Below are 24581 nucleotides of genomic sequence, written 5' to 3' on the forward strand. Positions count from 1 at the left end.
CGAATCGTTCCATCCAAAGCTTGAATCACAGCCAAGCACGAATGAGAATCCTGAATCCCAACAGACCCTAGTGCAGCAGCCTGTACTGGATGATGTAGGCGGCGGCGCCGGCGAGATAGCCGAGCAAGGCAAGGCCGCTGATGCGTCGGACGTACCAGAAGAACTGGATCTTCTCCAAGCCCATCGCGGCAACGCCTGCCGCCGAGCCGATGATCAGGATCGATCCACCGGTGCCGGCGCAGTAAGCGATGAACTCCCACAGGAAACTGTCGGCCGGATACTGCGTCAGGCTGTACATGCCCATCGTCGCCGCCACCAGCGGCACGTTATCGACGACGGCGCTGACCAACCCGAGCGCAATGACAATGATGTCCTGGCGCCCGATCTTCGCCGCCAGCCAGTTGGCCAGCATCTCGAGAACGTGAGTGTGCTCGAGCGCCGCGACCGCCAGCAGGATCCCCACGAAGAAGACGATCGAGCTCATGTCGATCCGCGTCAGCGCGTGGACCAGGGTGAGATGTCGCTTTTCGTCTTCCTCCTTGTGCCGATGGATCAATTCACCGACCATCCAGAGGATGCCGAGGCCGAACAGGATGCCCATGAACGGCGGCAGGTGCGTCGCGGTCTTGAACACGGGCACCGCGATCAGGGTACCGAGGCCGAGATAGAACATCATATTGCGCTCGAAGATGCTGGTTGCCGAGCTTTCGCGGTCCTGCTCACGGAGCGCCGGGATCTCCTTGCCTCTTAACAGGTAGCCGACGACGAGGAGGGGCACGACCAGGTTGATCAGCGAGGCCAGGAAAACCCCTTCGATGATCGAGAGCGGCGTGATCTGTCCGCCGATCCACAGCATCGTGGTGGTCACGTCGCCGATCGCCGACCAGGCGCCGCCGGCATTGGCCGCGATCACGATCACGGACGCGAAGAACAGCCGGTCGCTCGCGCTGTCGAGCAGCTTGCGCATCAGCGATATCATCACGATCGTGGTCGTCAGGTTGTCCAGGATCGCGCTTAGGAAAAAGGTCACGAAACCGATCAGCCACATCAGGGTGACTTGCTTCCTGGTGCGGATCAGCGAGGTGATGACCTCAAAGCCGTTGTGGGCATCGATCACCTCGACGATCGTCATCGCGCCGATCAGGAAGAAGACGATCTGGGCGGTCGCGGAGACGGACTCGTTGAGCTGCTTGTCGATCAGCCCCGGGTCTCCGCTCGCGACGGCATAGACCGTCCAGAGCATTCCCGCGCCGAGCAAGGCCGAGGCCGACTTGTTGATGCCGATCGGATGCTCCAGCGCAATCGCGGCGTAAGCGATGACGAAAATCGCGATGATTGCGGCTAGCAAAACCTGCCCCTGTGAACCCGCAAGGCCGAAAGCAGTTCTTGATCAATTCTTGGGCTGTCCGAAATCCAGCGGCGGCAGCTCGATCTCCGGAACCTCGATCTTGACGGAGTTCGGATCGACGGTCGAAATGGAGCCCTTGTAGTGCATCACCATCGACGGGAACAGGATGACCAGCCCGACCATGATGATCTGGATCACGACGAACGGCACCGCCCCCCAATAGATCTGGCCCGTCGTCACCGGCTCCATGCGCTTGCCGGTGACGCGATCGATAAAGGATTCCTTCGGAGCCACCGAGCGCAGATAGAACAGGGCGAAGCCGAACGGCGGATGCATGAACGAGGTCTGCATGTTGACGCCGAGGATCACGCCGAACCAGATCAGGTCGATGCCGAGCTTCTCGGCCGCGGGCCCGAGCAGCGGGATCACGATGAAGGCGAGTTCGAAGAAATCGAGGAAGAAGGCGAGGACGAAGACGATCGCATTGACGACGATCAGGAAGCCGACCTGGCCGCCGGGAAGCGAGGTCAGGAGATGCTCGACCCATACATGGCCGTTGACGCCATAGAAGGTCAGCGAGAAGACGCGGGCGCCGACAAGGATGAATACCACGAAGGCCGACAGTTTCGCAGTCGATTCCACAGCCTGCCGGATCAGATCCCAGCTCAGCCGGCGCTTGGTGGCGCCGAGAATGATCGCGCCCGCGGCGCCCATAGCGCCGCCTTCGGTCGGCGTGGCAAGGCCGATGAAGATGGTGCCGAGCACCAGGAAGATCAGGAACAGTGGCGGCACCATTACGAACGTGGTTTGCTGTGCCATCGCCGAGAGGAAGCGGAAGCCTGTGAGCTTGTCGATGATCCAGTTAAGGACGGCGACGAAGAACGCGAACAGGATGCCGAAGAGCATGCTGAGCACGACGTAGTCGGCGCCGCTTACGGCGGAGCCCCGCATCATGAACCAACCGAACACGGAGCTCGCAATGAACAGCGCGCCGAGCGACCACAGCCCGCGGCTGCCATTCTTTTCGCGGAAGCCGATGGCTTCTGGAGGAAGGCCGGGTACCGCCTTGGGGAACAGCAGCGTGACCAGGAAGGCGTAGCCGGCATAAAGGCCGGCAAGCACGAGGCCCGGAATGAACGCGCCTTCGTACATGTCGCCGACCGACTTGCCGAGCTGGTCGGCCATCACGATCAGCACCAGGGAAGGCGGAATGATCTGGGCCAGGGTGCCGGAAGCGGCGATGATGCCGGTGGCCATGCGACGGTCGTAGCCGTAGCGGAGCATGATCGGCAGCGAGATCAGGCCCATCGAGATCACGGATGCGGCGACGACGCCGGTCGTGGCGGCGAGCAGCGCGCCGACGAAAACGACGGCGTAGGCGAGGCCGCCGCGAATGGTGCCGAACAGTTGGCCGATGGTGTCGAGCAGATCCTCGGCCATGCCGGAGCGTTCGAGGACAAGCCCCATGAAGGTGAAGAAGGGGATCGCCAATAGCGTGTCGTTGTTCATCACCCCGTAGACGCGTTCGGGCAGCGCCTGCAGGAAGTCGGGGTGGAATTGTCCAAGCTCGATTCCAACGACGGCGAAGATCAGCCCGACGGCGCCGAGCGAAAACGCGGCGGGATAGCCGAGCAGAAGCGTGATAACCAGCGCCGCGAACATGATCGGCGCCATATTGTCGATAAGAAAAGCTGTCATCCAAATTTCCCCGCGATCGCCTGCGATCAGCGCTTTTCGATCGCCTCAACGAGGTGTTCGACTTCGGCCTCGATGGCATTCACCTGCGTGTCGTGCGGATCCGGAATGAGGCCGCGCATCACGGCGATGCGCTTGATCAGTTCGGATATTCCCTGGACAAATAGATAAGCGAATCCGATGACGATCAGCGACTTGGCCGGCCATTGCGGCAGACCGCCGGCATTGCCGGATTGCTCGTTGAGCTCGTAGGACCGCACGAAGAACGGGCCGCCGGTGATGATCATGACGATGCAGAGCGGCAGCAGGAAGAACGCGTGACCGATGACGTCGATGATGTTGCGTACCTTCTTGGGCAGCGCGTTGTTGACGATATCGATTCGGATGTGTTCGTTGTCGAGCAAGGTCCAGGGGGCGCACAACAGGAATACGACGCTGAACAACACCCATTGAAGCTCAAGCCAGGAGTTGGACGACATATCGAGCGTCTTGCGGACGATGGCGTTGACAGCCGAGATGATGACCGCGACCAGGATCAGCCATGCCAGGCGCTTGCCGGTCCAGCGTGTGAACGCGTCAATGCCACGGCTCAATTTCAAGAGCGATTGCAACCGATGATCCTCCCCGCTTCGGACCCCTGCCGTCTTGACTGCGCCCACCGGGCGCAGTGGCTTATCCAGCCAAGCTAGCATGAAGCCCGCCGCACCAAACCAGCGGGCAGAGCCGGCGTCAATCGGAAGTTTGTTGATATTGAAGGGGAATTGGCGGTGCGGTAGGCCGAGCGCCCGTCCTGCGCCAGCCACTTTTAGCAAAGGGGGATTCGAGAAAGAACTTGGCCGGATCGGTCCGACCGTCCGGTTATTGCTTCGGTGTAGGACTGAATTCCAGCGGCGGCAGGTCGATCTGCGGCACCTCGATCTTCACCTTGTTCAGGTCGACGTCGAGGGGCTCGTGAGCAGGGCCGTCACCGTGATCGGGAAGGCGATCACCAGCGCGACCATGATCGCCTGCAATCCGATCCAGGGCATCGCGCCCTAATAGAAGTCGGAGCTCTTCACTTCCTTCGGCGCTACGCCGCGCAAGTAGAACAGCGCGAATCCGAACGGCGGGTGCAGGAACGACGTCTGCATGTTCGCGCAGAGCATGACGCCGAACCAGATCAGCGCCGCGTCGGGGCCGACGACCGGCGCCAGGATCTTCTGCGCGACCGGCGCGATCATCGGCAGGATGACGAAAGCGATCTCGAAGAAGTCGAGGAAGAAGGCCAGGAAGAAAATGAAGAGGTTGATGAAGATCAGGAAGCCCCAGACGCCGCCGAGCAGCGATGTCAGATGGTGCTCGAGCCAGACGTCGCCGGAGACGCCGAGGCACACGACCGAGAAGCAGGTCGAGCCGATCAGAATGAAGGTGACCATGCAGGTGATGCGCATGATCGTCTCATAGCCCTGCTTGATCAGGTCGCGCAGGTCGGGAATGCGCACCGCCTCGAGGCAGATCCAGACCACCGCAAGGTAGGTGATGGCGAACATGATCTTGAAGATCAGGTTCTCGCTGTAGAGGATCGCGACGATGGTGCCGATGCCAGCGGCAACGACGCCGGCTTCGGTCGGCGTCGCAAGCCCCATCATCATGGTGCCGAGCACGACGAAGATCAGCACCGCCGACGGGATGAGGCCGAGCAGGCACTTCTTCCACAATGCCCAGCCGGTCAGCGTGCGCGCTTCCTTCGGCACTGCCGGCACGTGGCTCGGCTTGATGATGCCAAGCAGGAAGGTGTAGCCGGCGAACAGCAGGATCTGGAAGATCGACGGCCCCCCAGGCGCCGAGATACATGTCGCCGACCGATTTGCCGAGCTGGTCGGCAAGCACGATCAGAGGAATCCGAACGAAAGCCCGACTGCGGCCAGCGTGAACGCCACGGGGTAGTGAAAGCTGCCAGTCCATTTCAGCGCGGATTGATAGCGTCAATCGGAAAATGGGCAAATTGACGCGGGGACCAAGCCGCTGCGTGGGCTTGGTGAATCGCGGAGCGATTGGCGCTTGGAGGAGGCCGGTCGGGGCGAGGTGAGGGCGGCGGCCTCAGCCGCCGGTGACGCTCATATGCCGGCTGACGCTGGGGCGGTTGTGGCGGCGGTCGATGATGAAATCATGCCCCTTCGGCTTCAAGCCGATGGCGCGGTCGATCGCGGCGGACAACAGCTCGTTGTCTGTCGACGCCCGCAGCGGTTTGCGCAAATCGGAGGCATCCTCGTGGCCCAGGCAGGTGTGCAGCGTGCCGGTGCAGGTGATGCGCACGCGGTTGCAGGATTCGCAGAAATTGTGGGTCATCGGCGTGATGAGGCCGAGCTTGCCGCCGGTCTCGCTGACCCGGACATAGCGGGCAGGGCCGCCGGTGCTCTCGTCGAGATCGGTCAGCGTGAACTGCTTTTCCAGCCGGGCGCGGACAAGCGATAGCGGCACATACTGATCGATACGGCCGGCGCCGATGTCGCCCATCGGCATCACCTCGATCAAGGTCAGCGCCATGCCCTTGCCGTGCGCCCACTCCATCAGCGAGGGGATCTCGTCCTCGTTCATATTCTTCAACGCCACCGCGTTGATCTTGACCGCAAGCCCTGCGGCCCGTGCCGCCTCGATGCCGGCCAGCACCTTGTCGATGTCGCCCCAGCGGGTGATGGCGCGGAATTTGTCGGCATCGAGCGTGTCGAGCGAGACGTTGATGCGGCGCACGCCGCAATCGGCGAGTTCGCCGGCGAAGCGCGCGAGCTGCGAGGCGTTGGTGGTCAGCGTCAATTCATCGAGCGCGCCGCTCGCAAGATGCCGCGACAGCGAGCGCACCAGCGTCATCACGTTGCGCCGCACCAGGGGCTCGCCGCCGGTGAGGCGGAGCTTGCGCACGCCCTTGGCGATGAAGGCCGAGCAGAGCCGGTCGAGCTCTTCCAGTGTCAGGAGATCGGCTTTCGGCAGAAAGGTCATGTCTTCCGACATGCAGTAGAAGCAGCGCAAGTCACAGCGGTCGGTGACGGAGACGCGCAGGTAGCGGATCGTCCGGCCGAACGGATCGGTCATCGGACGGAACAGGGATTCGGATGGAGGAAGCGAAATCGCGCTCATTCACACGCCTTGCCAACGCCTTGCTCGACGGAGCCGGACGAAAAGGAAGTGACGCTCCGCCAGCACAATCTAGGCAGCTTGTTACCGTCCGACAATGCGCTCCGTCAAACAGTGCAGTGCGAACGTGCAAATCAGCGCTGCACCGGCGCGTTCGGGTCGGGGAAGGCCGAGCCATTGGCCGCGGCGGCCGGTTCGGCCGCAGGTGCTGCCGCAGCGGCTGGCTTCGGCCGCTTCGGCCGCGGCTTGCGCGCCCTGGGCGGCGGAGCCGTGGGCTTCAGTTCCGCAACCACGGGATTTGGATCGACGACGGTCGATGCCGCAGTGGTGAGGTCGCCGGGGTTGCGGACCACCGTGACCGGAACCGTGGCCGATTCATACTTCGGCAGGTTGAAGGTGACGGAGAAGCCGCTGTCGGGCGCTGCCACCGAGACGGTGCAGGGCGTTTTGCAGCCCGGTCCGACCGAGGTCACCGCATCCGCGCCCGGAGGCGTCGATTCGAGCTGAACCTGGACCGGCGCAGGCGCCGACTTGAACGAATCCCAAGAAAAAGACGAACAGCCCGCCAGGCTTGCCCCGGCGACGGCAATCGCGATGACACGACGCATAATTGATCCACCTAACTGTGGCTGAGAGCCACAATCCCCGGGCGGACCATAGGAGGGTGGGCACTGCGGCGCAACGGCGCAGGGCGAATTCGCTAGGCGATGGTTAATAAGGACGCGTGGCGTTGCAAAAAAGCAACGTTAGCTCAGTAGGTTACGAGATATTCACGGTCTTGGCGAGGCTGTCGACAGCCGCCGGCAGCTCCCGCATATGGCCGATCAGCCGATCCGGCTTCAATTCGGCGATAGGTATCTCGGTATAGCCGAATTCAACCCCAATCACCGGGATACCGGCTCGTCGGGCGACCCCGACATCCGGCCCGCCATCGCCGACCATGATTGCGGAGGATAACTGTCCCTCCGCCCGCGCCACCGTTTGCCGGAGGATCGCCGGATCCGGTTTCGAGATCCCAAAGGTGTCAGCCCCGCAGATCGCCGCAAACCGGCCGCTCAGGCCGAGCTGATCGAGCAGGAGCTTTGACAGGAATTCGAGCTTGTTGGTGCAGACCGCGAAGCGGAACCCCTGCACGGCGAGCTCGTCCAGCGCGGTTTCCAGGCCTTCGAACGGGCGCGATTCGTTGGCGATATGGGCGGCGTAATAGTCGATGAAATCCTTGGTCAGCCGGCTGATGTCGTCGGTGCTAGCGTGGCGGCCCTCGAGCTCGAGCGCGCGCTCGATCAATCTGCGTGCGCCGCCGCCGATCATGGTCCGCGCCGATTGCAGCGGCACCGGGGCCAAGCCCTCGCGGTCCAGCACGTAATTGAGCGCGCTGATCAGGTCGGGCGCGGTATCGACGAGGGTACCGTCGAGATCGAAAACGACAATGCCGGGAGAGTTCATCCTCCTTTGGCTATCGTTTCCGGCGCCGTCATGCAAGAGAAGAGGGCGGACTTCGCTGTGAGCGTGATGGGAGGGCGTTCCATGCGTGAACTTGCCGGCAGAACAGCCTTTGTCACGGGAGGGGCCAGCGGCATCGGCCTTGCGCTCAGTCGTGCGTTCGCAGAGGCCGGCATGAAGGTGATGCTCGCCGATATCGAGGCGGACGCGCTGGAGCGCGCCGTCAAAAGTCTGGCTGAGTTTGGCCCGAGCATCAGAGGCACGATCTGCGATGTCGCCGATCCCGCAAGCGTCGAGGACGCCGCGGGCGCCACGTTCGATGCCTTCGGCAATGTCCACATTCTCTGCAACAATGCCGGCGTCGCCGCCGGCGGCGGCATCGACACTATCTCGCTCGAGAGCTGGCGCTGGGTGATCGATGTCAATCTGATGGGCGTCGTGCATGGCATCGCAAGCTTCCTGCCGCATATGCGCAAGCACGGCGAGGGCGGACACATCGTCAACACCGCCTCGATGGCCGGGATGAACGGGGGGCTCGGCTTCAGCCCTTACTCGGCGACGAAATTCGCGGTCGTCAGCATGTCGGAAGGACTGGCCCTGCGGCTCAAGCCGCTTGGTATCGGCGTCAGCGTGCTGTGCCCGAGCTTCGTGCGGACCCGGATCGGCGAGAGCGGACGTAACCGCCCTCCGCGCTACGGTTCGTCACCCGCGCTTGATCCCGCGAGCCCGGCGGCCGCCATGGTCGCGGAGATCGCGCGGCAATTGGAGGCGGGCATCGATCCGGCCGATGTTGCCGCACGCGTGCTTGCCGCCATACGGGAAGATCGCCTCTATGTATTTACCCATCCCGGCATGCGGGCCGAGGTCGAGGCACGGTTTGCCGCGATCCTGGCCGCGATGGACGAGGTCTCAAGTTAATCTTTCGGTTGAGGACGAAGCATCTCGTCGCCGGAAGAAAGCGTGGAAAAACAGCACGCTGGCGGTCGATTCTGATCGAATATTAAAACTGCATTCCGCCGCCGTATAAGGCGCTATTGGCGCTGTCCCTGCGCGCAAAAGGCGGCTAGATATGCGCCGCCGGAGCGGGGATGGGGCCGCTCCCAAGCCTTACGAACTGATCCCGCGAACTAGCCCCGAGAACAAGTCCTGGGAAATCGTCGCACGTGGACATGGACGGATTGAAACGACAGGCCGCTGCGCGCGCCCTGCAAGAAGTGCGCGACGGCATGAAGCTCGGGCTCGGCACCGGGTCGACCGCCAAGCATTTCGTCGACCTGCTCGGCGAGAAGGTGCGGGCCGGCATGAAGGTCGTGGGCGTGCCGACCTCGGAGGCGACCCGCGCGCAGGCGGAAGCCTGCGGCATTGCGCTCGCCACGCTGGACGAGATCGACCATCTCGATCTCACGGTCGACGGCGCCGACGAAGTCGATCCCGCGCTCAACCTGATCAAGGGCGGCGGTGGCGCGCTGCTCCGCGAGAAGATCGTGGCGGCCGCATCCGATCGCATGGTCGTGATCGCCGATGAGAGCAAATGGGTCGATCCGCTCGGCCGTTTCCCGCTGCCGATCGAGGTGATCCCATTTGGGCTCGCGGCGACCAAGGCGGCGATCGCCAAAGCCTTTGTGGAGGCCGGCGTTGCCGGCGAGATGGTGCTGCGGACGGCCAAGGACGGCCACGTTTTTGTCACCGATGGCGGCCACTGGATTGTCGACGCCCATCTGGGACGGATAGGGGATGCGCCGCGCCTGGCGGGACTGCTGAGCGTGATCCCGGGCGTTGTCGAGCACGGGTTGTTCATCGGTCTCGCCGGCACGGTCGTGCTGGCGGGCGCGCAGGGAATTCGCGTTGTTGAACGGCGCTGACGCCGTAAATTCTGGGAGAATTAGAATGACGAGCTTTGTACGGATTTTGTCGGCCACGGGCCTCGGATTGGCTGTGGCCCTGACCGCCGTATCGGTGAGCGCGCAGCAGAAGGCGCCGGCTCCCGCGGCGGCGCCCACGCTGAAGGAAGGCTCGCCCGCGGCGATCGCCGCCGCCAAGGAAATCCTCAAGATGAAGAACGCGAGCGCGATGTACGCCAACGCCGTTCCCAACATCGTGCTGCAGACCAAGGAAAGCCTGGTGCAGTCGAACCTCAACTACCAGAAGGACCTCAACGAGGTTGCCACCATCGTCGCCAAGAACCTGGCCGGCCGCGAACAGGAGATCGGCGACGGCATGGCCAAGGTCTATGCCAACGAATTCACCGAGCAGGAACTGAAGGACCTCGTCACCTTCTACAAATCGCCGTTGGGCCAGAAGCTGCTCGCCAGCGAGCCCCGGGCAATCCAGTTCTCGATGTCCTATATGAACCAGTGGGCGCAGCAGTTCGCCGAGATTGTGAACGCCCAGTTCCGGGCCGAGATGCGCAAGCGCGGCAAGGAGATCTGATTTTCTGGTTTAGGACACAGCGCCATGGCTGAATACGACGTCGATCTGTTCGTCATCGGGGGCGGTTCGGGCGGGGTTCGCGCCGCCCGTATCGCCGCCGGCCATGGCGCCAAGGTAATGGTCGCCGAAGAGTACCGGATGGGCGGTACCTGCGTGATCCGCGGCTGCGTGCCGAAAAAGCTGTTCGTGATCGGCTCGCACGTCCAGCAGGAGATCGAGGACGCCGCCGGCTTCGGCTGGAGCATCCCGCAAGCCTCGTTCGACTGGCCGACGCTCGTCGCCAACAAGGACAAGGAAATTGCGCGGCTCGAGGCGGCCTATACGACCAATGTCGAAAAATCCGGCGCGCATATCGTCAAGACGCGGGCCGTCTTCGAGGACGCGCACACACTCCGTCTTTCGACCGGCGAGACGGTCAAGGCCAAGTACGTGCTGATCGCGACCGGCGGCGCGCCCAACCATGGGCCCGTGATTCCCGGTATCGAGCACGTGATCTCCTCCAACGAGGCATTCCACCTCGCCGAATTGCCGAGGCGCATCGTGATCCAGGGCGGCGGCTACATCGCGCTGGAATTCGCCGGCATCTTCGCCGGCTTCGGCTCCGACGTCACCGTGATCTACCGCGGTGACAATATCCTGCGCGGCTTCGACGAGGACGTCCGAGAGCATGTGCGTGCCGAGATGGAGAAGCGAGGCATCACCATCCTGACCGGCTGCACCGTCACCAAGGTCGACCGTCACGGCAAGGAATTCACCACGCATCTGTCCAACGGCTCGAGCCTTGCCTCCGAGAAGGTGATGTTCGCGATCGGCCGGCATCCGAATGTCGCCAATCTCGGCCTGGAGAAGGCCGGCGTCGCCATCAATCCGGACAATGGCGGCATTGCGGTCGATGCCTGGTCGAAAAGCTCGGTGTCGAACATCTACGCCATCGGCGACGTCACCCATCGCCATAACCTGACGCCGGTCGCAATCCGCGAGGGCCACGCCTTTGCCGACACCGTGTTCGGCAAGCGCCCGGTCATGGTCGATCACACCAGCATTCCGACCGCGGTGTTCTCGCAGCCGGAGGTCGGCACCGTGGGCCTGACGGAGGCTGAGGCGCGCGCGCAGTTCAGCCACGTCGACATCTACAAGACCAGTTTCCGCCCGATCAAGGCGACGATGTCCGGTCGCGATACCCGCGTGCTGATGAAACTCGTGGTCGACGGCGTGAGCGACCGCGTGCTCGGCTGTCACATCGTCGGCGATTGCGCCGCCGAGACCATCCAGGTGGTCGCGATCGCGGTGAAGATGAAAGCGACCAAGGCCGATTTCGACGCGACCTTCGCGCTACACCCCACCGCCGCCGAAGAACTCGTGACCATGCGCACCCCGACCGCGCGCTATGTAAGGCAAGCCGCGGAGTAGCGAAGACCCGTAGGGGCGCCGGGCGCTCCTGGTGTAAAGCATCACTTGACATATGTAAGCTATTACCTTACATCATCGCCATGATCCGCTCGTTCCGGGACAAGGCTCTCGAACGGTTTTTCGCGACCGGGGACGGGCGTCGGCTCAGCGTGCAGAACTCGAAGCGGGTGGCCAATATTCTGCGGGCGCTGGACGATGCGTCGCGGCCCGAAGACATGAATTTGCCGGGGTTCCGCTTTCATGCCCTCGTCGGCCGCGAAAAAGGTCGCTACGCTGTGAACGCGAGCGGAAACTGGCGTATCACGTTCGGCTGGATCGAAGGCGATGCCGTCGACGTCGATCTGGAAGACTATCATTGAGGACAAGTTCATGGCCAGGAAGCTTCCGAAACGAGGTTTACCGCCGATGCATCCGGGCGAACTTCTTCGCGAGGAGATTTTGCCCGCTATCGGTCGGCCCAAGACGGAGATCGCCAAGCTGCTGGGGGTTTCGCGCCAGACGCTTTACGATGTGCTTACGGAAAAGCAGCCGGTGACGCCGATCATGGCGTTGCGACTTGGGAAGCTGTGCGGGAACGGTCCCGATCTCTGGCTCAATTTGCAGAAGCGCTACGATTTGCATCAGGCGCAGCAAGAGCTTGGCGAGAGGATCAAGAATATCCCGACACTGGAAGTTGCCTGAATCGGGGCTTGGCAGTGAAACCAGCCCATCACTGCACAAGACTGCGCACAGCCCATAACCCCACGAACAGCGCGCCGACCGAGCAGGCGAACGACACTGCCACATAGAGCAGCGTCAGGCCGAGCTCGCCGCGTTCATAGAGCAGGGCTGTATCGAGCGAGAACGAGGAGAAGGTGGTGAAGCCGCCGAGGATGCCCGTGGTCAGGAATAGACGCCAGGTCTGGGCGGCTTCCCCTCGGAAGGCGAAATAGCCCGCAAGCAAACCCATCACCAGCGAGCCTACGACGTTGACCGTCAGCGTCCCGTACGGGAAGCCGGTCCCGAACGTGCGGGCGGTGGAGAGATTGACGCCGTGACGCAAGGCGCCGCCAATTCCGGCGCCGACGAAAACCAGAACGTAACCGAGCATATCACCTACTTTCTATTCGTTTGGATGCATGGAGATTTCGGCAAGCGCCGTCGCAACGCCGAGGACCGGCAAGGCGATGACGAGTTCGGCCGCAGCACCGAAGACGAAGGCAAGGATCGAGGCTGCTGACACGGCGCAGAGCAGGGCGCGCGCGAAGCGGTCACCACCGATCAGGCACAGCAGGACGCGCAGCCGCGTCATCGGCTGCCTCTGCGATATGCGCGTTGCTTTGGTTGCATCGCCGCCTCTTTCCTTTTCGAGGCAGCAAAAAACCCGCTGTCAGCGGGTTAGATCCATGCTCCCGCCGCAGCGAGGCTTGCCGCCTCACTCAGCAGGAGTCATTAGCCCACGACGGGCGGGTATCGGGGGACTCCATCCCCATCTGCAGTTGCAGGCTAACACATGATCGACGCCGGTCAAGGAAGCTTGGTCTGGCTCGCCCGGCTACATCGCGCGCACGCTGGCGAGGAACTTGTCGACTTCGATTTCCAGATCGGAGGCGTTTTTTGCGAGGCTTCCCGAGGCGGCGAGCACGTTGCTGGCGGCCTGGCTGGTGTCGCCGATGGCGCGATTGGTTCCGCTGATGTTGGTGGTGACTTCCTTGGTCGCGGCGGCTTGCTCCTCCACGGCGCTCGCAATCGCGGTGCTGATCTCGTTGATCTCTGTGATGGTCTGCGAGATCGCCTTGAGCGCGGCGGCGGTGTCGCCGGTGGCCGCCTGCATCTCCTGGATCTGCGTGGCAATGTCCTCGGTTGCCTTCGCGGTTTGGCCGGCGAGCGCCTTCACCTCCGAGGCCACCACGGCGAATCCTCTGCCCGCGTCGCCGGCACGGGCCGATTCGATGGTCGCGTTCAGGGCGAGGAGGTTGGTCTGGCCGGCGATCTGGCTGATCAAGGCGACGACATCGCCGATCCGCTGCGCGACGGTCACAAGTCCCGTGACCAGCCTGTCCGATTTCTCGGCCTCTTCAACGGCCGCCTTGGCCACGCGGCTGGCTTCGGTGACCTGCCGACTGATCTCGTTGACCGAAGAGGAGAGCTGTTCTGAGGCCGATGCTGCGCTCGATGACCTCTGATTGACGAATTCGGCGGTCGCCGAGAGCGACTGCGCCGTGGTCTGCATCTGGCCGGAAGCTGAGGCCAGCGTGCCCACGAGGCCCTTCACGTTCTTCTCGAAATTATCAGCCAGCTTCACATTGCGGGTGACCACCGCCCAGCTCAGCATCGCGCCGGCATAATTGCCGTTCTTGTCCGACAGCGCGGAGACCCTGAGGTCGAGTGTTTCCGGTCCCAGCTTGATCTTGGCCGCGTGCGGCAAATTCCGCGGATCTCCGACGATGCGGCGCTGGTGCTGTGGATTCCTGTGAAAGATATCGAAGGATTTTCCGAGAATCTGGTCCGGCGGCACCGGGAGCAGGTGCTTGACGGTGTCGAGCGTCTTCAGGCTGGTCTTGTTGATGTAGGTGATCCTGCTATCGGGATCGCACATCATGATGTTGATGGGCATGTTGTCGAGCATCTGCAGTTGCCGTTCGGTCTCGGCCTCGAGCTTCGCCTTTTCAGTCGCCAGTTCCCAGGTCAGCATCGGTCCGGTGTAGCGGCCGCGGCTGTCCATCATCGCGGTCACCGTGAGGTCGAGGGTCTCGCCGCCGATCGTGATGCGCGCCTTGTGCGGCAAATTCTTCGGATTGGAGAGCAGCCGGCGCTGGCGCTGCGGTTCTTTATGGAAGATGTCGATCGATTGGCCGAGCAGGGCGTCGACCTTCACAGGCAACACATGCTCGATCTTCTTGAGATTCTGCCTGGTGGATTCGTTGAGGTAGATGATCTTGAAATCGGTCAGCTCGCAGATCATCACGCTGATCGGCATGTGATCCAACAGTCGAAATTCGCCTTTCGGCTTGAAACCCGAAAAGCATCAGCTCATCCCCCAGCATTGCAACGTCCATGGATGCCCCGCGGCAGCCCTGTAAGCCGCGGAGAATCCGACGAGAAGGCACGGTAATTGATTCGACCGCACGTTTCCAAACTCGTACACTACAACTCTCGTCGCACGGTGCAGGGCGCAAACGAGCCAGCCGCGAGGTCGGGAACCTCATACGCCGCCACGCGAGGCAGTTTCGCTTTCGCCGCCCTGCCTGCGTGCGAGCGCCGAGACCCGTTTCAAGCGCTTGAGAGAACCTTTCTGACGTTCGGCAATTAGGCGAACGAGGAAACACCTCAAAACCTGCGGAGAGTTCCATGCAAGTCCAGGAAATGATCAGCCGGCACCCACGGGCCCATGGCGAGGGCGATGGCCTGCTCGTCCGCTGCATCGAGGAATGCTATTCCTGCGCCCAGATCTGCACCTCTTGCGCCGACGCTTGCCTGGCGGAGGACATGGTCAAGTCGCTGACGCAATGCATCCGCCTCAACCTCGACTGCGCAGATGTCTGCAATATCACGGGCAGGATGGCCACGCGTCAGACCGGCTGGGATGACGAAATGATCCGCCGCATGCTGCACACGTGCATTGCGGCCTGCCGGCTTTGCGCCGACGAATGCCAGAAACACGCAGGCGAGCACGAGCATTGCCGCATCTGCGCGGACGCCTGCCGCCGCTGCCTGCAGGCCTGCGACGAGGCCGGACGCAGCATGGCGCATTGAGGGGATTGGCAAATCTCGCGGCGCAGCAGCGAAGACATTCCTCTTGCTATAATCGCCGGTTCCAGAATTAACCTGAAACCGCGGCATCAAGCTTAATTCTGGTATTCTGCTGCACTCGGGAAATCTCGGCACTAGGTTGCGGTATGCCAAACCGCAACCGCCGCAACGAGCCGCCATCAGCGCCCTGGATCAGAAACGATCTCCGCGCGAGGTACGAAGAGATTCTTCGCCTGCGAGCCAAGTTGAAGCGCTTGCTCGCAAAGAAAGCCCGTGGCCAATCGAAGCGACGGTCCAGCCACCATTAAAGCGAAGGACGAGCGTGATGTGCTCTTGCACATCAGAGAATACATTGGGCCACAAGCGTGAACGGCGAAATGGACTCAATGCCGGACTTGGGCAAAATGGGATCTCACTCTCGTGGAATTTGTGCACCCGGCGCGGCGTGACTGTGAGGCCTCCTTTCCGGCGGCGACACAATGCGATCGATTCTGCGGCACATAGCCTTGTAGCAATCGCATGCCGCTGCTTCGAGCCGCGGTCTGTCAATCTCAATCAGACCCCGTCGATTGGACCGGATGGCGCGCGACATCCGAAGCTTGTGCACGACCTGCGTCACGGTCGTTCGCCGGACGCCGAGCAAGATCGAAAGTTCCTCCTGCGTCACCGGCAGGGTGTCACCATGAATTCTATCGTGGATGTGGAGCAGCCACCGCGCCAAGCGGGCGTCGACCGAGTGCAGCGCATTGCAGGCGCCCACGTACTGGAATTGCGTCATCAGGACCCCGGTGTGGGCCCAAACCAAATCCCTGATCGCGCCACTGTGGCTGAAGGCCGCATGAAATCGTGCAGGAGAAATCTGCAACGATGTCCCAGCGACGAGCACGATCGCGGTCGCCTCAGAGCGGGTGGGGCCCAGCGCCGACAACAGCCCCGCGGCTGCCTCATTCCCGATGACAGCGGTTGCCACCGTTTGTCCGTTGGGCATGTCCAGCATGAACGAAATCGTCGCGCTGCATGGGAAATAGATCTGCTCAATTCGCTCCATCGATCGTATCAGAACCTCGTCGCGTTCAAGCGATACGTTTCGGAGGTAGGGAGCGAGCAAATTAAAATCTGCCGGCGGCAGTGCAGCTAACAGTCGATTACCAACCCTGGTAGGGTGCTCCATCACGGGAAAGCTCCTTCCCTCGACGGACGCGCGGCTCTCTGCAGAAAATTTCGGGGGCCAGGCTGCGGTGCCGCGCCTGATGGTCTTTCATTTCGCTAAGTTGTCCTGCTTGAAACGCAGTGGTGGTAGCTTGGCAGCCTCTTCGCGAAGCGCCTTAGCCTCCGCAACCGGCGGGAGCACAACCGATCTCTCGGTTACCGACGCCCGCGAATAAACGCCACCAGCAATGCTAAAATTATGCGCCTAAATCCAAAATCGCGCTAGTCCTCCACGATGAACGATTTCGTAAGAACCTCGGGGCGTTTTGATCTGGATCAAGCTCGGCGGATGGGGCGGTGAACTCGTGGAAGGCTTTGATCCAAGTCAAACGAAATGCAGGCTCGCGACGAAAACTGTGGGCGGTGCTGGTCGCCGTTGGCGCGGGCATCTCTGCCGGAGCTATCGGATCGACGGCACTCCATAATCGGGAGGATGCCCATGGCTCGTTACGGTCTCATCGGCTTCGCGGCAGCCATTCTTGTCGCTGCCAGTTTGGTTCCACATGACGCTTTTGCCCGCCGTGGTGGAGGTGGAGGGCTCCGTGCCGGTGGATTTCATGGCGGCGGCATGCGCGGCGCTCAGTTCCGGGGCGGGGCCGTTCATGCCGGGCGCGTCGGCGGATACGGGGTCGCCGGACGTGGATACGGGTATCGGCCAATAGCGGGGCGGCCGGTTGCCCGAGGGGTTTACGGCAATGCGGCTTATCGTGGGGCGTGGACAGGAGCGGCCTATGGTCTGGGTGCGGCAGCGGTCGGAGCCGCCGCAGCCGGGGCCTACGGCTACTACGGCGGCGGCTACAACAACTGCTCCTATGACACCTACGGCAATTGGGTCTGCCCGGGTCAGTATCCCTATGGATATCGGTAGTGACGAAATCGATTGCGGACGGTAGTGCGCCAAGGCGGCTGCCGCCCGCTCTCAGATTTGTCGCCGCTTCCACCGGGCCTGACGCATCGCAATGGCAGCCGCTGCTGCAATCGCCCGATGTTCGCGAGAGTGCGCGCCATTCTCGAAAGGTCCTACGTCGTGCCCGTCGCTTCTCACCATGAGGGGCTAGTGTCGCGTGCGCGGCGAGACGAATTATGCAAGCGATTCTAACGTGATTTGCCCCGTCTAGCCTTGCCGCGAAAAATAAACCGCTTAACCCGTCGGGCAAATCAGTGATTTAACTCCGCGCGTCTCACGGCGGATGAGGGGCGGCTCGCGATCGTCACGAACGTTGCGGTGAGATGCGATGGACGCAGGTGTTGCGAACGACGAACGCAACATCAGCGGACGGCGAAGTCGTGTGGTTCTGGCGCCCCGACGCTGGCGCTAAGTTTTTTGCGCAAACAAAATTTGCGCGAGAGATGACGGTGGCAAGAAAGCCCGGTCACCGGGAAGAGCACGAAGTAAGCCGTAACACCATCGCGCAGGGAAAGCCGGAATGCTTCGGTTGAACCTGTGGTCCTACCCCCGTGCTTTTTGTTGCACGGGACCCACGGGTGCAACCAGCACCCGGCTTTCCCTGCGCCCTCTGTTCGATGAGAGGGTGGAAATTGACGCAAAGCTCGGGCAGTTCATGCCGCGAGAACGCGGACTCACATCCTCTCCGCTGTTTGAAATTTGAATCATAGCTCGCGGCGATGCTGTAGGGTGGGCAAAGCGAAGCGTGCCCACCATCCACGGGCGGTGCAAGAAAGGTGGGCACGCTGCGCTCTACCCATCCTACGGCCTGACCTCACTCGCTCGCCTCGAGCCATTCCGCGGCACCGCGCCAGAGCGTGTCGCGGTGCTCGGGGCGGAAGAAACCGAAATGGCCGATCTTCGCAACGCCTGCGTCCGCCGGTGTGATCGCGATGATCTCCGGCCTGGCGGCGCCAAATCCCGAGCACAGCAATTCGACCGCGGGCCGCGTTGCCCAGGGATCGTCGCTGATGCAGAGCGCGCGCAAGGCGCCCTTGAACTTCGCGAAATTCGACACCGCGGTGAGCGCGGCATCATCGAACAAATAGCACGGGCTGTTCACCCAATTCGTCCATTGCTCGAACACGCCCTTCGGCAAATCCATGCCGAGCCCCGCCCAGCCGGGTGTGTAGCCGAGCATGCGGGTCAACGGCAGAAGGACGTAATTCATGGCGGCGTAGACGCGGTAGCGTTCGGGCGAGGCCATCAATCGCCAGGTCGCGGCTTGCGAAGCGACCAGGAGCGCGCGCGACACCTCGATATTGTTCGGGATCAGCCCCAGCGCCTGGCCGCCGAAGGAATGGCCGACATAGGCGAGCGGCAGCGCCTGGTAGCGTTCGCGCATCCACGTCACGGCAGCGGTAACGTCGAGCGCGGCCCAGTCCGACATCGAGGCCTTGAAGCCGACCAGCGATTTCCGCGGGTTGTCTCCGCTCAGGACCTTCGGCCTGGAATCGCCGGTGCCGCGATAATCGTAGGTGAGGACGACAGAGCCGCGCTTGGCGAGATAGGCGCCAAAACCCTTGTAGACCTTGCGCGGCACGGCGGTCGCCGAATTGATCAGGACGGTTTGCCGCTTGGCGCCGCGGGGCAGGAACAGCGTCGCTCCGAGAGGATAGCCGTCGATGGCAGGTACAGTGATGTCGTCGGTGAAGACGTCGTCGAGCGCAGCCTCAGCCACTTACGGAATTTCCTTAAGCGTTAACGTTTTGCTCTAACAAATGCGAATTCGGCTGTTGTCGCAAGAGGTTGAGCGGGCAGGTGGAAATCCGGCTGGCGGTCTTTCAACAGCCTGTATATATAGCTTCGCTTTCCCGGATAAGTAGCGGTTTTTGCTCAGGAGTTAACGCCCATGTCCGAGCGCTGGACACCCGACAGTTGGCGCACCAAGACGGTCTTGCAGATGCCGGACTATCCGGATGGCAAGGTATTGGCCGACGTGGAGGCGCAGCTTGCGACCTTTCCGCCGCTGGTGTTCGCGGGCGAAGCCCGCAACCTGAAGAAGGCGCTGGCGCGCGTCGCCGCGGGCGAGGCCTTCCTCTTGCAGGGCGGCGACTGCGCGGAGAGTTTTGCCGAGCACGGCGCCAACAACATCCGCGACTTCTTCCGCGTGCTGCTGCAGATGGCGGTGGTCCTCACTTACGCCGGCGCGCTGCCGGTGGTGAAGGTCGGCCGCATCGCCGGACAATTCGCCAAGCCGCGCTCCTCGCCAACCGAAAAAGTTGCTGGCGTCGAACTGCCGAGCTATCGCGGCGACATCATCAACGACATCGCCTTCACCAAGGAGGCGCGCACGCCCGACCCGGGCCGGCAGTTGAACGCCTACCGGCAGTCGGCGGCGACCCTCAATCTGCTGCGGGCGTTCGCCACCGGCGGCTTCGCCAATCTCGGCAGCGTGCATCAGTGGATGCTCGGCTTCCTGAAGGACTCGCCGCAGTCACGCCGCTACAAGGAGCTGGCCGACCGCATCTCGGAAGCGTTGAACTTCATGCGCGCCTGCGGCCTCGACCTCGAGAGCCATCCGGAACTGCGCTCGACCGATTTCTATACCAGCCACGAGGCGCTGCTGCTCGGCTATGAGCAGGCGCTGACCCGGGTCGATTCGACCACCGGCGACTGGTACGCGACCTCCGGCCACATGATCTGGATCGGCGACCGCACCCGTCAGCTCGAGAACGGCCATGTCGAATATTTCCGCGGCATCAAGAACCCGATCGGCCTGAAATGCGGCCCGTCGCTGAAGCCGGATGAGCTGTTGAAGCTGATCGACGTGCTGAACCCCGACAATGAGCCCGGGCGGCTGACGCTGATCGCCCGCTTCGGCGCCGACAAGGTCGGCGAGCATCTGCCGGCGCTGATCCGGGCGGTGAAGCGGGAAGGGCGCACCGTGGTGTGGTCCTGTGACCCCATGCATGGCAACACCATCACCTCGACCTCGGGCTACAAGACCCGCCCGTTCGACCGGGTGCTGTCGGAAGTGAAGTCGTTCTTCGCCATCCACCAGGCCGAGGGCAGCCATGCCGGCGGCGTTCATCTGGAGATGACGGGGCAGGACGTCACCGAGTGCATCGGCGGCGCGCGCGCGATCACCGACGAGGATCTCAACGACCGCTACCACACGGTCTGCGATCCCCGCCTCAACGCCGAACAGTCGATCGACATGGCCTTCCTGATCGCGGAGCTGTTGAAGCAGGAGCGCGCCGGCAAGGTCAAACCGATGCCGGCAGCCGCGGGGCTCTAACACTTGCTGCGGTTCTGGCGGGCCACCATCAACTCGTGGAACGGCCTTGGCTTTGCGATCCGCTCCGAGCAGGCGGTTCGCGAGGAGGTGGTGGCGCTGCTGTTGTCGGTGCCGGCGGCGTGGCTGATCGGCGCCACGGTAATGCGCCGGGTCGAGCTCGTTGCAGCGGTGGTGCTGGTGCTCGTGGTCGAGCTGCTCAACACCGCCATCGAGAAGCTCGCCGACCGCCTGACCATGGACCATGATCCGCAGATCGGGCGGGTCAAGGACATGGGCTCCGCCGCGGTCGGCGTGACGCTGGTGATGGCCGGGCTGTTCTGGCTGTTCGCCCTCGCCGAGCGCATGGGCATGATCTAACGCAGGCGATTGCAGTTTACATGAGTGCAAGGCACCATTGATGTCATGAGCGAACCTGAGTTCATTATTACACTGGCGCAATTGAATCCGACTGTCGGCGACGTCGCCGGCAACGCCGCGAAGGCGCGCGCCGCGCGGCAGACGGCGAAGGCCGCTGGCGCCGATCTGATGGTGCTGTCGGAACTGTTCATCGCCGGCTACCCGCCGGAGGACCTGATCCTGAAGCCGGCGTTCCAGGCCGCCTGCCGTGCCGCGGTCGAGGAACTGGCGCGCGAGACGGCCGATGGCGGTCCGGCTGTCCTGATCGGGACGCCCTGGGTCGAGGACGGCAAGCTCTACAATGCTTGCGCGCTGCTCGACGGCGGCCGCATCGCCGCCCTGCGTTTCAAGGCCAATCTGCCGAACTACGGCGTGTTCGACGAGAAGCGGCTGTTCGCGCGCGGACCCGCGCCGGGCCCGGTGACGGTGAAGGGCGTCCGGGTCGGCGTGCCGATCTGCGAGGACATCTGGCTCGAGGAGTCCGAGGACTACGAGAACGTCGTCGAATGTCTCGCCGAGACCGGCGCGGAAATCCTGGTGGTGCCGAACGGCTCGCCCTATGCGCGCGACAAGAACGACCTCCGGCTTTCGATCGCGGTCGCCCGCGTCACCGAAAGCGGTCTGCCGCTGATCTATCTGAACGAAGTGGGCGGGCAGGACGAACTGGTGTTCGACGGCGCCTCGTTCGCGCTCAATGCCGATCTCACGGTGGCGGCGCAGTTGCCGGCCTTCGAGGAGAGCGTCACGACGCTGCGCTGGACCAGAGGCGAGGCGGGCTGGCGCTGCAACGGGCCGATCACGCCGCTGCTCGAGGGCGACAAGGCGGACTATGCGGCCTGCGTGCTCGGCCTGCGCGACTATGTCCGCAAGAACGGCTTCCCGGGCGTGCTGCTCGGCGTTTCCGGCGGCATCGATTCGGCGCTATGCGCGGCGATCGCGGTGGATGCGCTCGGCGCCGACAAGGTTCACGGCGTGATGCTGCCGTTCCGCTACACCGCGCGGGTGTCGCTCGATGATGCGGCAAGCCTGACCAGGATGCTAGGCATCCGCTACGAGGTGCTGCCGATCGCGGATGCCGTGAACGGGTTCGAGAAGATCCTGTCCGAGCCGTTCAAGGGCCTGCCGCGCGACATCACCGAGGAGAATCTGCAGGCGCGCACCCGCGGCACCTTGTTGATGGCGCTCTCCAACAAGACCGGCGCGATGGTGGTGACCACCGGCAATAAGTCGGAAATGTCGGTGGGCTATGCCACGCTGTACGGCGACATGAACGGCGGCTTCAACCCGATCAAGGACATCTACAAGACCGAGGTGTTCCGGCTGTCTGCCCTGCGCAACACCTGGAAACCGGAAGGCGCGCTCGGCCCGTCGGGCGAGGTGATCCCGCCCTCGATCATCACGCGGCCGCCGACGGCTGAACTGCGCGAGAACCAGACCGACCAGGACTCGCTGCCGCCTTACGATGTGCTCGATGCGATCCTGGAACGGCTGGTGGAGCGCGAGGAGCCGTTAGCGTCGATCATCGCTGCCGGCTTTGATCGCGAACTGGTGGCGCGGATCGACCGCCTGCTTTCCATCGCCGAATACAAGCGCCGGCAGGCTGCGCCCGGCGTCAAGGTCACGCGTAAGAATTTCGGCCGCGACCGCCGCTATCCCATCACCAACCGCTTCCGCGATCGCGGCGAGGCGTTGCCGCAGCCGGACGAGAAGCTGGTCACCCGTGGCACGCGCGCCTCGGTGGAGGCGTTCGAAGGCTAGCTATTGTTGTTTCTTCGGGAGGAAAGTCGGGCCGACGGTGCGGATCGGCCGATCTCCCGGCGGGGTTTGATCAACCGGCGCCGCCGGTGCGTCGGGTGCAGGAGTCGCATTCGCCGACGTCGCGCCCTTCTTACCGGCCGGCGCCTGCTTGGTGGACTGCTGTTGCGCGCGCTGCTGCATCTTCCGCGCGCTCTCCTCGGTGACGATGATGTCGCCCTGCTGCTCGACGGTGGCCTTGTCGTCGACCGATTTCAGCGCCTCCGCCCAGGTCTGGCCCGCCGGCTTGCAGGAGCAGGACGGATTGAACTCGGTGCGGAACTTGAACGCGTTCGGCAGCGACGTATAGGGCTGGCCATTGACCGAGACCGCCTGGTTGATGTCCTCGCCGGGATTGCGATAGGCGAACAGGGTTGCTTCCGCCGCCGGGCACTGCGCCTTGCAGGTCTTCTCGTCATCGGCAAAGCGCCCCTGCACGGTCGCGAACGAGATCGGGAAATAGGCGCCGTCGCAGCTCCGCACGCAGACCGTACGGTAGGTGCCGGATTGCGGGGCGAGGTCGCCGGCCGGCGGCGCAATGGTCACGTTGTCGTCGTTACGATTGCCGAAGAGATTGTCGAGGAAATTGCCCGGACCCCGCCCGGCATTGGCATATTGCGGGCCGCAATTGTTCTGCGCGAGCGCAGTCAACACCGAGCGGCGCTGGTTCTCGCGGTCGGCGCCGCCGAGGCCGCCGCTGCGCATCCGCTCCAGGGTCATCATGATTTGATCGAGGTTGCCGCGCATCTGCTGGATCTGGGTGTTGATCGGGCCGCATTGCGCCGGGCCGTTGTTGAACAGCGAGAAGAAGCCGGAGCCATCGCAGCCCATGCGCCGCCCCTGCGCGATCACACGGTCGAGCTCGGCCTGCTGTCTCGAGGCGGCTTCCTGGTAGCGGCGGATCTGGTCGTCCCTGATCGAATCGCCGCCACCGCGGTCGATGGTCGCAAGCTGGCCCTCGAGCCGGATGCAGATCGGGTTGGACGGCCCGCCCTGTTGCGGCGGCGCGTCCTGAGACATCTGCGCGTAAGCATCGTCAGGCGTCTGCGCCAAGGCATCAGTGGCCGGCAGGGCAGTGCCGAGCAGGAGGGCGCACCTCAAAATCCACGGGGCGAAGCAAGAGTTCAGGCGATTGGGCATGTCCAGTCACAGAATGACGCCGCGCAGCGGGCAAGCCCGAAAGGCGCGGCAAAGGCCGCCTGCAATAGCCGTTTCTCGGGGCAGCGTCACGTCGTTTCCGGGGCCCCGATGTGGCAAAACCCCGTGAGAATACCGGCCCTTGGCTGCCCCTTGGCCGGATCAGCGCTGGCAGGTGATGGCGATATATTCGCCGCAGGCGCCGCCGCTGCAGTTTCCCGTGGCCTTCGGAACGGCGCCGGTAATTTCGTCAGGGTCGACGCGGCGATAGGCGGTGGCTTGGGCAAAATCTCGTGACTGGCAATAGGAGCGGGCGGCGTGAGCCCCGCATTTGTCGCCTCGCGCGAGGCATTCGTCGACACCGTAACCGTCATCGTGGTTGGCGATGATGAAGACGCGGCTGTCGGCCAGTGCGGCGGAGGTGGCTAAAATGAATGTGCAGGCAAGAAATGCGGATCGAAATCGCATGGGGCACCGAGTGGGGAAGGGAACCAGTGCCTATCCGATTACGCCCAATACATTAATAATGATTAACCATGGTGCGCTTGGAATCATCGCAAGGGTCGAAATCGCCTTCAGAACGGGCGCAAACAGCCCTTGACGCCGTCCCCAGGATGGCGCCATGGTGGAACCATGAACGGCCACCTCGCCATCTGCAGCATTTGCCGCGAGATTATTAGCTAGCGATT

Annotated in this window: 24 protein-coding genes, 1 pseudogene and 1 riboswitch; of the genes and pseudogenes, 11 read left to right on the top strand and 14 right to left on the bottom strand. The window is 63.0% G+C overall.

From position 1 onward, the window contains the following. Positions 1–67 precede the first annotated feature (67 nt). The 7 genes and pseudogenes from nhaD to gph all read right to left on the bottom strand — a co-directional run bounded on the left by nhaD (position 68) and on the right by gph (position 7600). Positions 68–1348 carry a sodium:proton antiporter NhaD gene (gene nhaD / locus OZ411_RS26375; RefSeq protein WP_282530304.1) on the bottom strand — a complete coding sequence of 427 codons (1281 nt, stop codon included), beginning with the start codon at positions 1346–1348 and terminating at the stop codon, positions 68–70. Positions 1349–1390: 42 nt separating this feature from the next. Next, positions 1391–3046 carry a TRAP transporter large permease subunit gene (locus OZ411_RS26380; protein ID WP_282530305.1) on the bottom strand — a complete coding sequence of 552 codons (1656 nt, stop codon included), beginning with the start codon at positions 3044–3046 and terminating at the stop codon, positions 1391–1393. Positions 3047–3072: 26 nt separating this feature from the next. Continuing rightward, a complete protein-coding gene (locus tag OZ411_RS26385) occupies positions 3073–3654 on the bottom strand; it encodes a TRAP transporter small permease subunit (RefSeq protein ID WP_130578955.1) in 582 nt (193 codons plus the stop codon). Between the two features lie 247 nt (positions 3655–3901). After that, positions 3902–4918: pseudogene (locus OZ411_RS26390) on the bottom strand (TRAP transporter large permease subunit); the annotation flags it as partial. A gap of 204 nt (positions 4919–5122) precedes the next feature. Then, positions 5123–6157 (bottom strand): GTP 3',8-cyclase MoaA, encoded by a 1035-nt coding sequence (gene moaA / locus OZ411_RS26395; protein ID WP_282530306.1) that lies wholly within the window; start codon positions 6155–6157, stop codon positions 5123–5125. Between the two features lie 131 nt (positions 6158–6288). Continuing rightward, positions 6289–6762 (bottom strand): hypothetical protein, encoded by a 474-nt coding sequence (locus OZ411_RS26400; protein WP_282530307.1) that lies wholly within the window; start codon positions 6760–6762, stop codon positions 6289–6291. 151 nt (positions 6763–6913) lie between these two features. After that, positions 6914–7600 carry a phosphoglycolate phosphatase gene (gph, locus tag OZ411_RS26405; RefSeq protein WP_282530308.1) on the bottom strand — a complete coding sequence of 229 codons (687 nt, stop codon included), beginning with the start codon at positions 7598–7600 and terminating at the stop codon, positions 6914–6916. An 81-nt stretch (positions 7601–7681) separates the two neighbouring features. Between gph and OZ411_RS26410 the strand changes: the two genes are divergently transcribed. The 6 genes from OZ411_RS26410 to OZ411_RS26435 all read left to right on the top strand — a co-directional run bounded on the left by OZ411_RS26410 (position 7682) and on the right by OZ411_RS26435 (position 12118). Then, positions 7682–8515: an SDR family NAD(P)-dependent oxidoreductase gene (locus tag OZ411_RS26410; protein WP_282530309.1), complete on the top strand. Its 834-nt coding sequence runs from the start codon at positions 7682–7684 to the stop codon at positions 8513–8515. 251 nt (positions 8516–8766) lie between these two features. Further along, positions 8767–9459: a ribose-5-phosphate isomerase RpiA gene (gene rpiA / locus OZ411_RS26415; RefSeq protein ID WP_282530310.1), complete on the top strand. Its 693-nt coding sequence runs from the start codon at positions 8767–8769 to the stop codon at positions 9457–9459. A gap of 25 nt (positions 9460–9484) precedes the next feature. Continuing rightward, a complete protein-coding gene (locus tag OZ411_RS26420; protein ID WP_130578961.1) occupies positions 9485–10027 on the top strand; it encodes a DUF2059 domain-containing protein in 543 nt (180 codons plus the stop codon). Positions 10028–10051: 24 nt separating this feature from the next. After that, positions 10052–11437, top strand: coding sequence for a glutathione-disulfide reductase (gor, locus tag OZ411_RS26425; protein WP_282530311.1), 1386 nt, complete (start codon positions 10052–10054; stop codon positions 11435–11437). Positions 11438–11517: 80 nt separating this feature from the next. Then, on the top strand, positions 11518–11796 hold the full coding sequence (locus tag OZ411_RS26430) for a type II toxin-antitoxin system RelE/ParE family toxin (RefSeq protein ID WP_282530312.1): 279 nt from the start codon (positions 11518–11520) through the stop codon (positions 11794–11796). Positions 11797–11806: 10 nt separating this feature from the next. Further along, positions 11807–12118, top strand: coding sequence for a HigA family addiction module antitoxin (locus OZ411_RS26435; protein ID WP_282530313.1), 312 nt, complete (start codon positions 11807–11809; stop codon positions 12116–12118). Between the two features lie 28 nt (positions 12119–12146). Here OZ411_RS26435 and crcB read toward each other — a convergent pair whose 3' ends face one another. The 3 genes from crcB to OZ411_RS26450 form a co-directional block, all read right to left on the bottom strand. Beyond that, positions 12147–12527 (bottom strand): fluoride efflux transporter CrcB, encoded by a 381-nt coding sequence (gene crcB / locus OZ411_RS26440; protein ID WP_130578965.1) that lies wholly within the window; start codon positions 12525–12527, stop codon positions 12147–12149. Positions 12528–12539: 12 nt separating this feature from the next. Further along, complete coding sequence (locus OZ411_RS26445; protein WP_282530314.1) at positions 12540–12728, bottom strand: hypothetical protein; 189 nt, start codon at positions 12726–12728, stop codon at positions 12540–12542. A 124-nt stretch (positions 12729–12852) separates the two neighbouring features. After that, a riboswitch (Fluoride riboswitch) is annotated at positions 12853–12916 on the bottom strand. Positions 12917–12971: 55 nt separating this feature from the next. Further along, positions 12972–14396, bottom strand: a complete 1425-nt coding sequence (locus OZ411_RS26450) for a methyl-accepting chemotaxis protein (protein WP_282530353.1) — start codon at positions 14394–14396, stop codon at positions 12972–12974. Between the two features lie 371 nt (positions 14397–14767). Here OZ411_RS26450 and OZ411_RS26455 point away from each other — a divergent pair, with 371 nt between their 5' ends. After that, positions 14768–15172, top strand: coding sequence for a four-helix bundle copper-binding protein (locus OZ411_RS26455; RefSeq protein WP_282530315.1), 405 nt, complete (start codon positions 14768–14770; stop codon positions 15170–15172). 409 nt (positions 15173–15581) lie between these two features. On the opposite strand, the gene OZ411_RS26460 is transcribed toward OZ411_RS26455, so the two are convergent. Further along, on the bottom strand, positions 15582–16340 hold the full coding sequence (locus tag OZ411_RS26460; protein ID WP_282530316.1) for a Crp/Fnr family transcriptional regulator: 759 nt from the start codon (positions 16338–16340) through the stop codon (positions 15582–15584). Between the two features lie 477 nt (positions 16341–16817). Here OZ411_RS26460 and OZ411_RS26465 point away from each other — a divergent pair, with 477 nt between their 5' ends. Next, positions 16818–17246, top strand: a complete 429-nt coding sequence (locus tag OZ411_RS26465) for a hypothetical protein (RefSeq protein WP_282530317.1) — start codon at positions 16818–16820, stop codon at positions 17244–17246. An 853-nt stretch (positions 17247–18099) separates the two neighbouring features. Here the strand turns inward: OZ411_RS26465 and OZ411_RS26470 are convergent. Next, the gene (locus tag OZ411_RS26470; protein ID WP_282530318.1) at positions 18100–19005 is read right to left on the bottom strand and encodes an alpha/beta fold hydrolase; all 906 of its coding nucleotides are present in this window, start codon (positions 19003–19005) and stop codon (positions 18100–18102) included. 171 nt (positions 19006–19176) lie between these two features. Here OZ411_RS26470 and OZ411_RS26475 point away from each other — a divergent pair, with 171 nt between their 5' ends. From OZ411_RS26475 to OZ411_RS26485, 3 genes are read left to right on the top strand one after another with little or no spacing between them, the layout of a single operon-like run. After that, the gene (locus tag OZ411_RS26475; protein WP_282530319.1) at positions 19177–20565 is read left to right on the top strand and encodes a 3-deoxy-7-phosphoheptulonate synthase class II; all 1389 of its coding nucleotides are present in this window, start codon (positions 19177–19179) and stop codon (positions 20563–20565) included. A 3-nt stretch (positions 20566–20568) separates the two neighbouring features. Continuing rightward, positions 20569–20922: a diacylglycerol kinase gene (locus OZ411_RS26480; RefSeq protein ID WP_130581873.1), complete on the top strand. Its 354-nt coding sequence runs from the start codon at positions 20569–20571 to the stop codon at positions 20920–20922. A gap of 45 nt (positions 20923–20967) precedes the next feature. Beyond that, positions 20968–22719 carry an NAD+ synthase gene (locus OZ411_RS26485; RefSeq protein ID WP_282530320.1) on the top strand — a complete coding sequence of 584 codons (1752 nt, stop codon included), beginning with the start codon at positions 20968–20970 and terminating at the stop codon, positions 22717–22719. On the opposite strand, the gene OZ411_RS26490 is transcribed toward OZ411_RS26485, so the two are convergent. Further along, positions 22720–23895: a DUF2865 domain-containing protein gene (locus OZ411_RS26490; protein WP_282530321.1), complete on the bottom strand. Its 1176-nt coding sequence runs from the start codon at positions 23893–23895 to the stop codon at positions 22720–22722. Between the two features lie 159 nt (positions 23896–24054). After that, entirely contained in the window at positions 24055–24360 is a 306-nt protein-coding gene (locus tag OZ411_RS26495) for a hypothetical protein (protein ID WP_130581876.1), read from the bottom strand. Between the last annotated feature and the right edge of the window lie 221 nt (positions 24361–24581).

The sequence above is a fragment of the Bradyrhizobium sp. Arg237L genome, from assembly GCF_029990105.1.
Classification (GTDB): Bacteria; Pseudomonadota; Alphaproteobacteria; order Rhizobiales; family Xanthobacteraceae; genus Bradyrhizobium.

Bases quoted from the DNA above. Each gene is read 5' to 3' on its own strand.
- OZ411_RS26380 (WP_282530305.1), bottom strand. From the start codon at position 3,046: ATGACAGCTTTTCTTATCGACAATATGGCGCCGATCATGTTCGCGGCG.
- moaA (WP_282530306.1), bottom strand. From the start codon at position 6,157: ATGAGCGCGATTTCGCTTCCTCCATCCGAATCCCTGTTCCGTCCGATG.
- OZ411_RS26400 (WP_282530307.1), bottom strand. From the start codon at position 6,762: ATGCGTCGTGTCATCGCGATTGCCGTCGCCGGGGCAAGCCTGGCGGGC.
- gph (WP_282530308.1), bottom strand. From the start codon at position 7,600: ATGAACTCTCCCGGCATTGTCGTTTTCGATCTCGACGGTACCCTCGTC.
- OZ411_RS26410 (WP_282530309.1), top strand. From the start codon at position 7,682: ATGCGTGAACTTGCCGGCAGAACAGCCTTTGTCACGGGAGGGGCCAGC.
- rpiA (WP_282530310.1), top strand. From the start codon at position 8,767: ATGGACGGATTGAAACGACAGGCCGCTGCGCGCGCCCTGCAAGAAGTG.
- OZ411_RS26420 (WP_130578961.1), top strand. From the start codon at position 9,485: ATGACGAGCTTTGTACGGATTTTGTCGGCCACGGGCCTCGGATTGGCT.
- gor (WP_282530311.1), top strand. From the start codon at position 10,052: ATGGCTGAATACGACGTCGATCTGTTCGTCATCGGGGGCGGTTCGGGC.
- OZ411_RS26430 (WP_282530312.1), top strand. From the start codon at position 11,518: ATGATCCGCTCGTTCCGGGACAAGGCTCTCGAACGGTTTTTCGCGACC.
- OZ411_RS26435 (WP_282530313.1), top strand. From the start codon at position 11,807: ATGGCCAGGAAGCTTCCGAAACGAGGTTTACCGCCGATGCATCCGGGC.
- crcB (WP_130578965.1), bottom strand. From the start codon at position 12,527: ATGCTCGGTTACGTTCTGGTTTTCGTCGGCGCCGGAATTGGCGGCGCC.
- OZ411_RS26445 (WP_282530314.1), bottom strand. From the start codon at position 12,728: ATGACGCGGCTGCGCGTCCTGCTGTGCCTGATCGGTGGTGACCGCTTC.
- OZ411_RS26450 (WP_282530353.1), bottom strand. From the start codon at position 14,396: ATGCCGATCAGCGTGATGATCTGCGAGCTGACCGATTTCAAGATCATC.
- OZ411_RS26455 (WP_282530315.1), top strand. From the start codon at position 14,768: ATGCAAGTCCAGGAAATGATCAGCCGGCACCCACGGGCCCATGGCGAG.
- OZ411_RS26460 (WP_282530316.1), bottom strand. From the start codon at position 16,340: ATGGAGCACCCTACCAGGGTTGGTAATCGACTGTTAGCTGCACTGCCG.
- OZ411_RS26465 (WP_282530317.1), top strand. From the start codon at position 16,818: ATGGCTCGTTACGGTCTCATCGGCTTCGCGGCAGCCATTCTTGTCGCT.
- OZ411_RS26475 (WP_282530319.1), top strand. From the start codon at position 19,177: ATGTCCGAGCGCTGGACACCCGACAGTTGGCGCACCAAGACGGTCTTG.
- OZ411_RS26485 (WP_282530320.1), top strand. From the start codon at position 20,968: ATGAGCGAACCTGAGTTCATTATTACACTGGCGCAATTGAATCCGACT.
- OZ411_RS26490 (WP_282530321.1), bottom strand. From the start codon at position 23,895: ATGCCCAATCGCCTGAACTCTTGCTTCGCCCCGTGGATTTTGAGGTGC.
- OZ411_RS26495 (WP_130581876.1), bottom strand. From the start codon at position 24,360: ATGCGATTTCGATCCGCATTTCTTGCCTGCACATTCATTTTAGCCACC.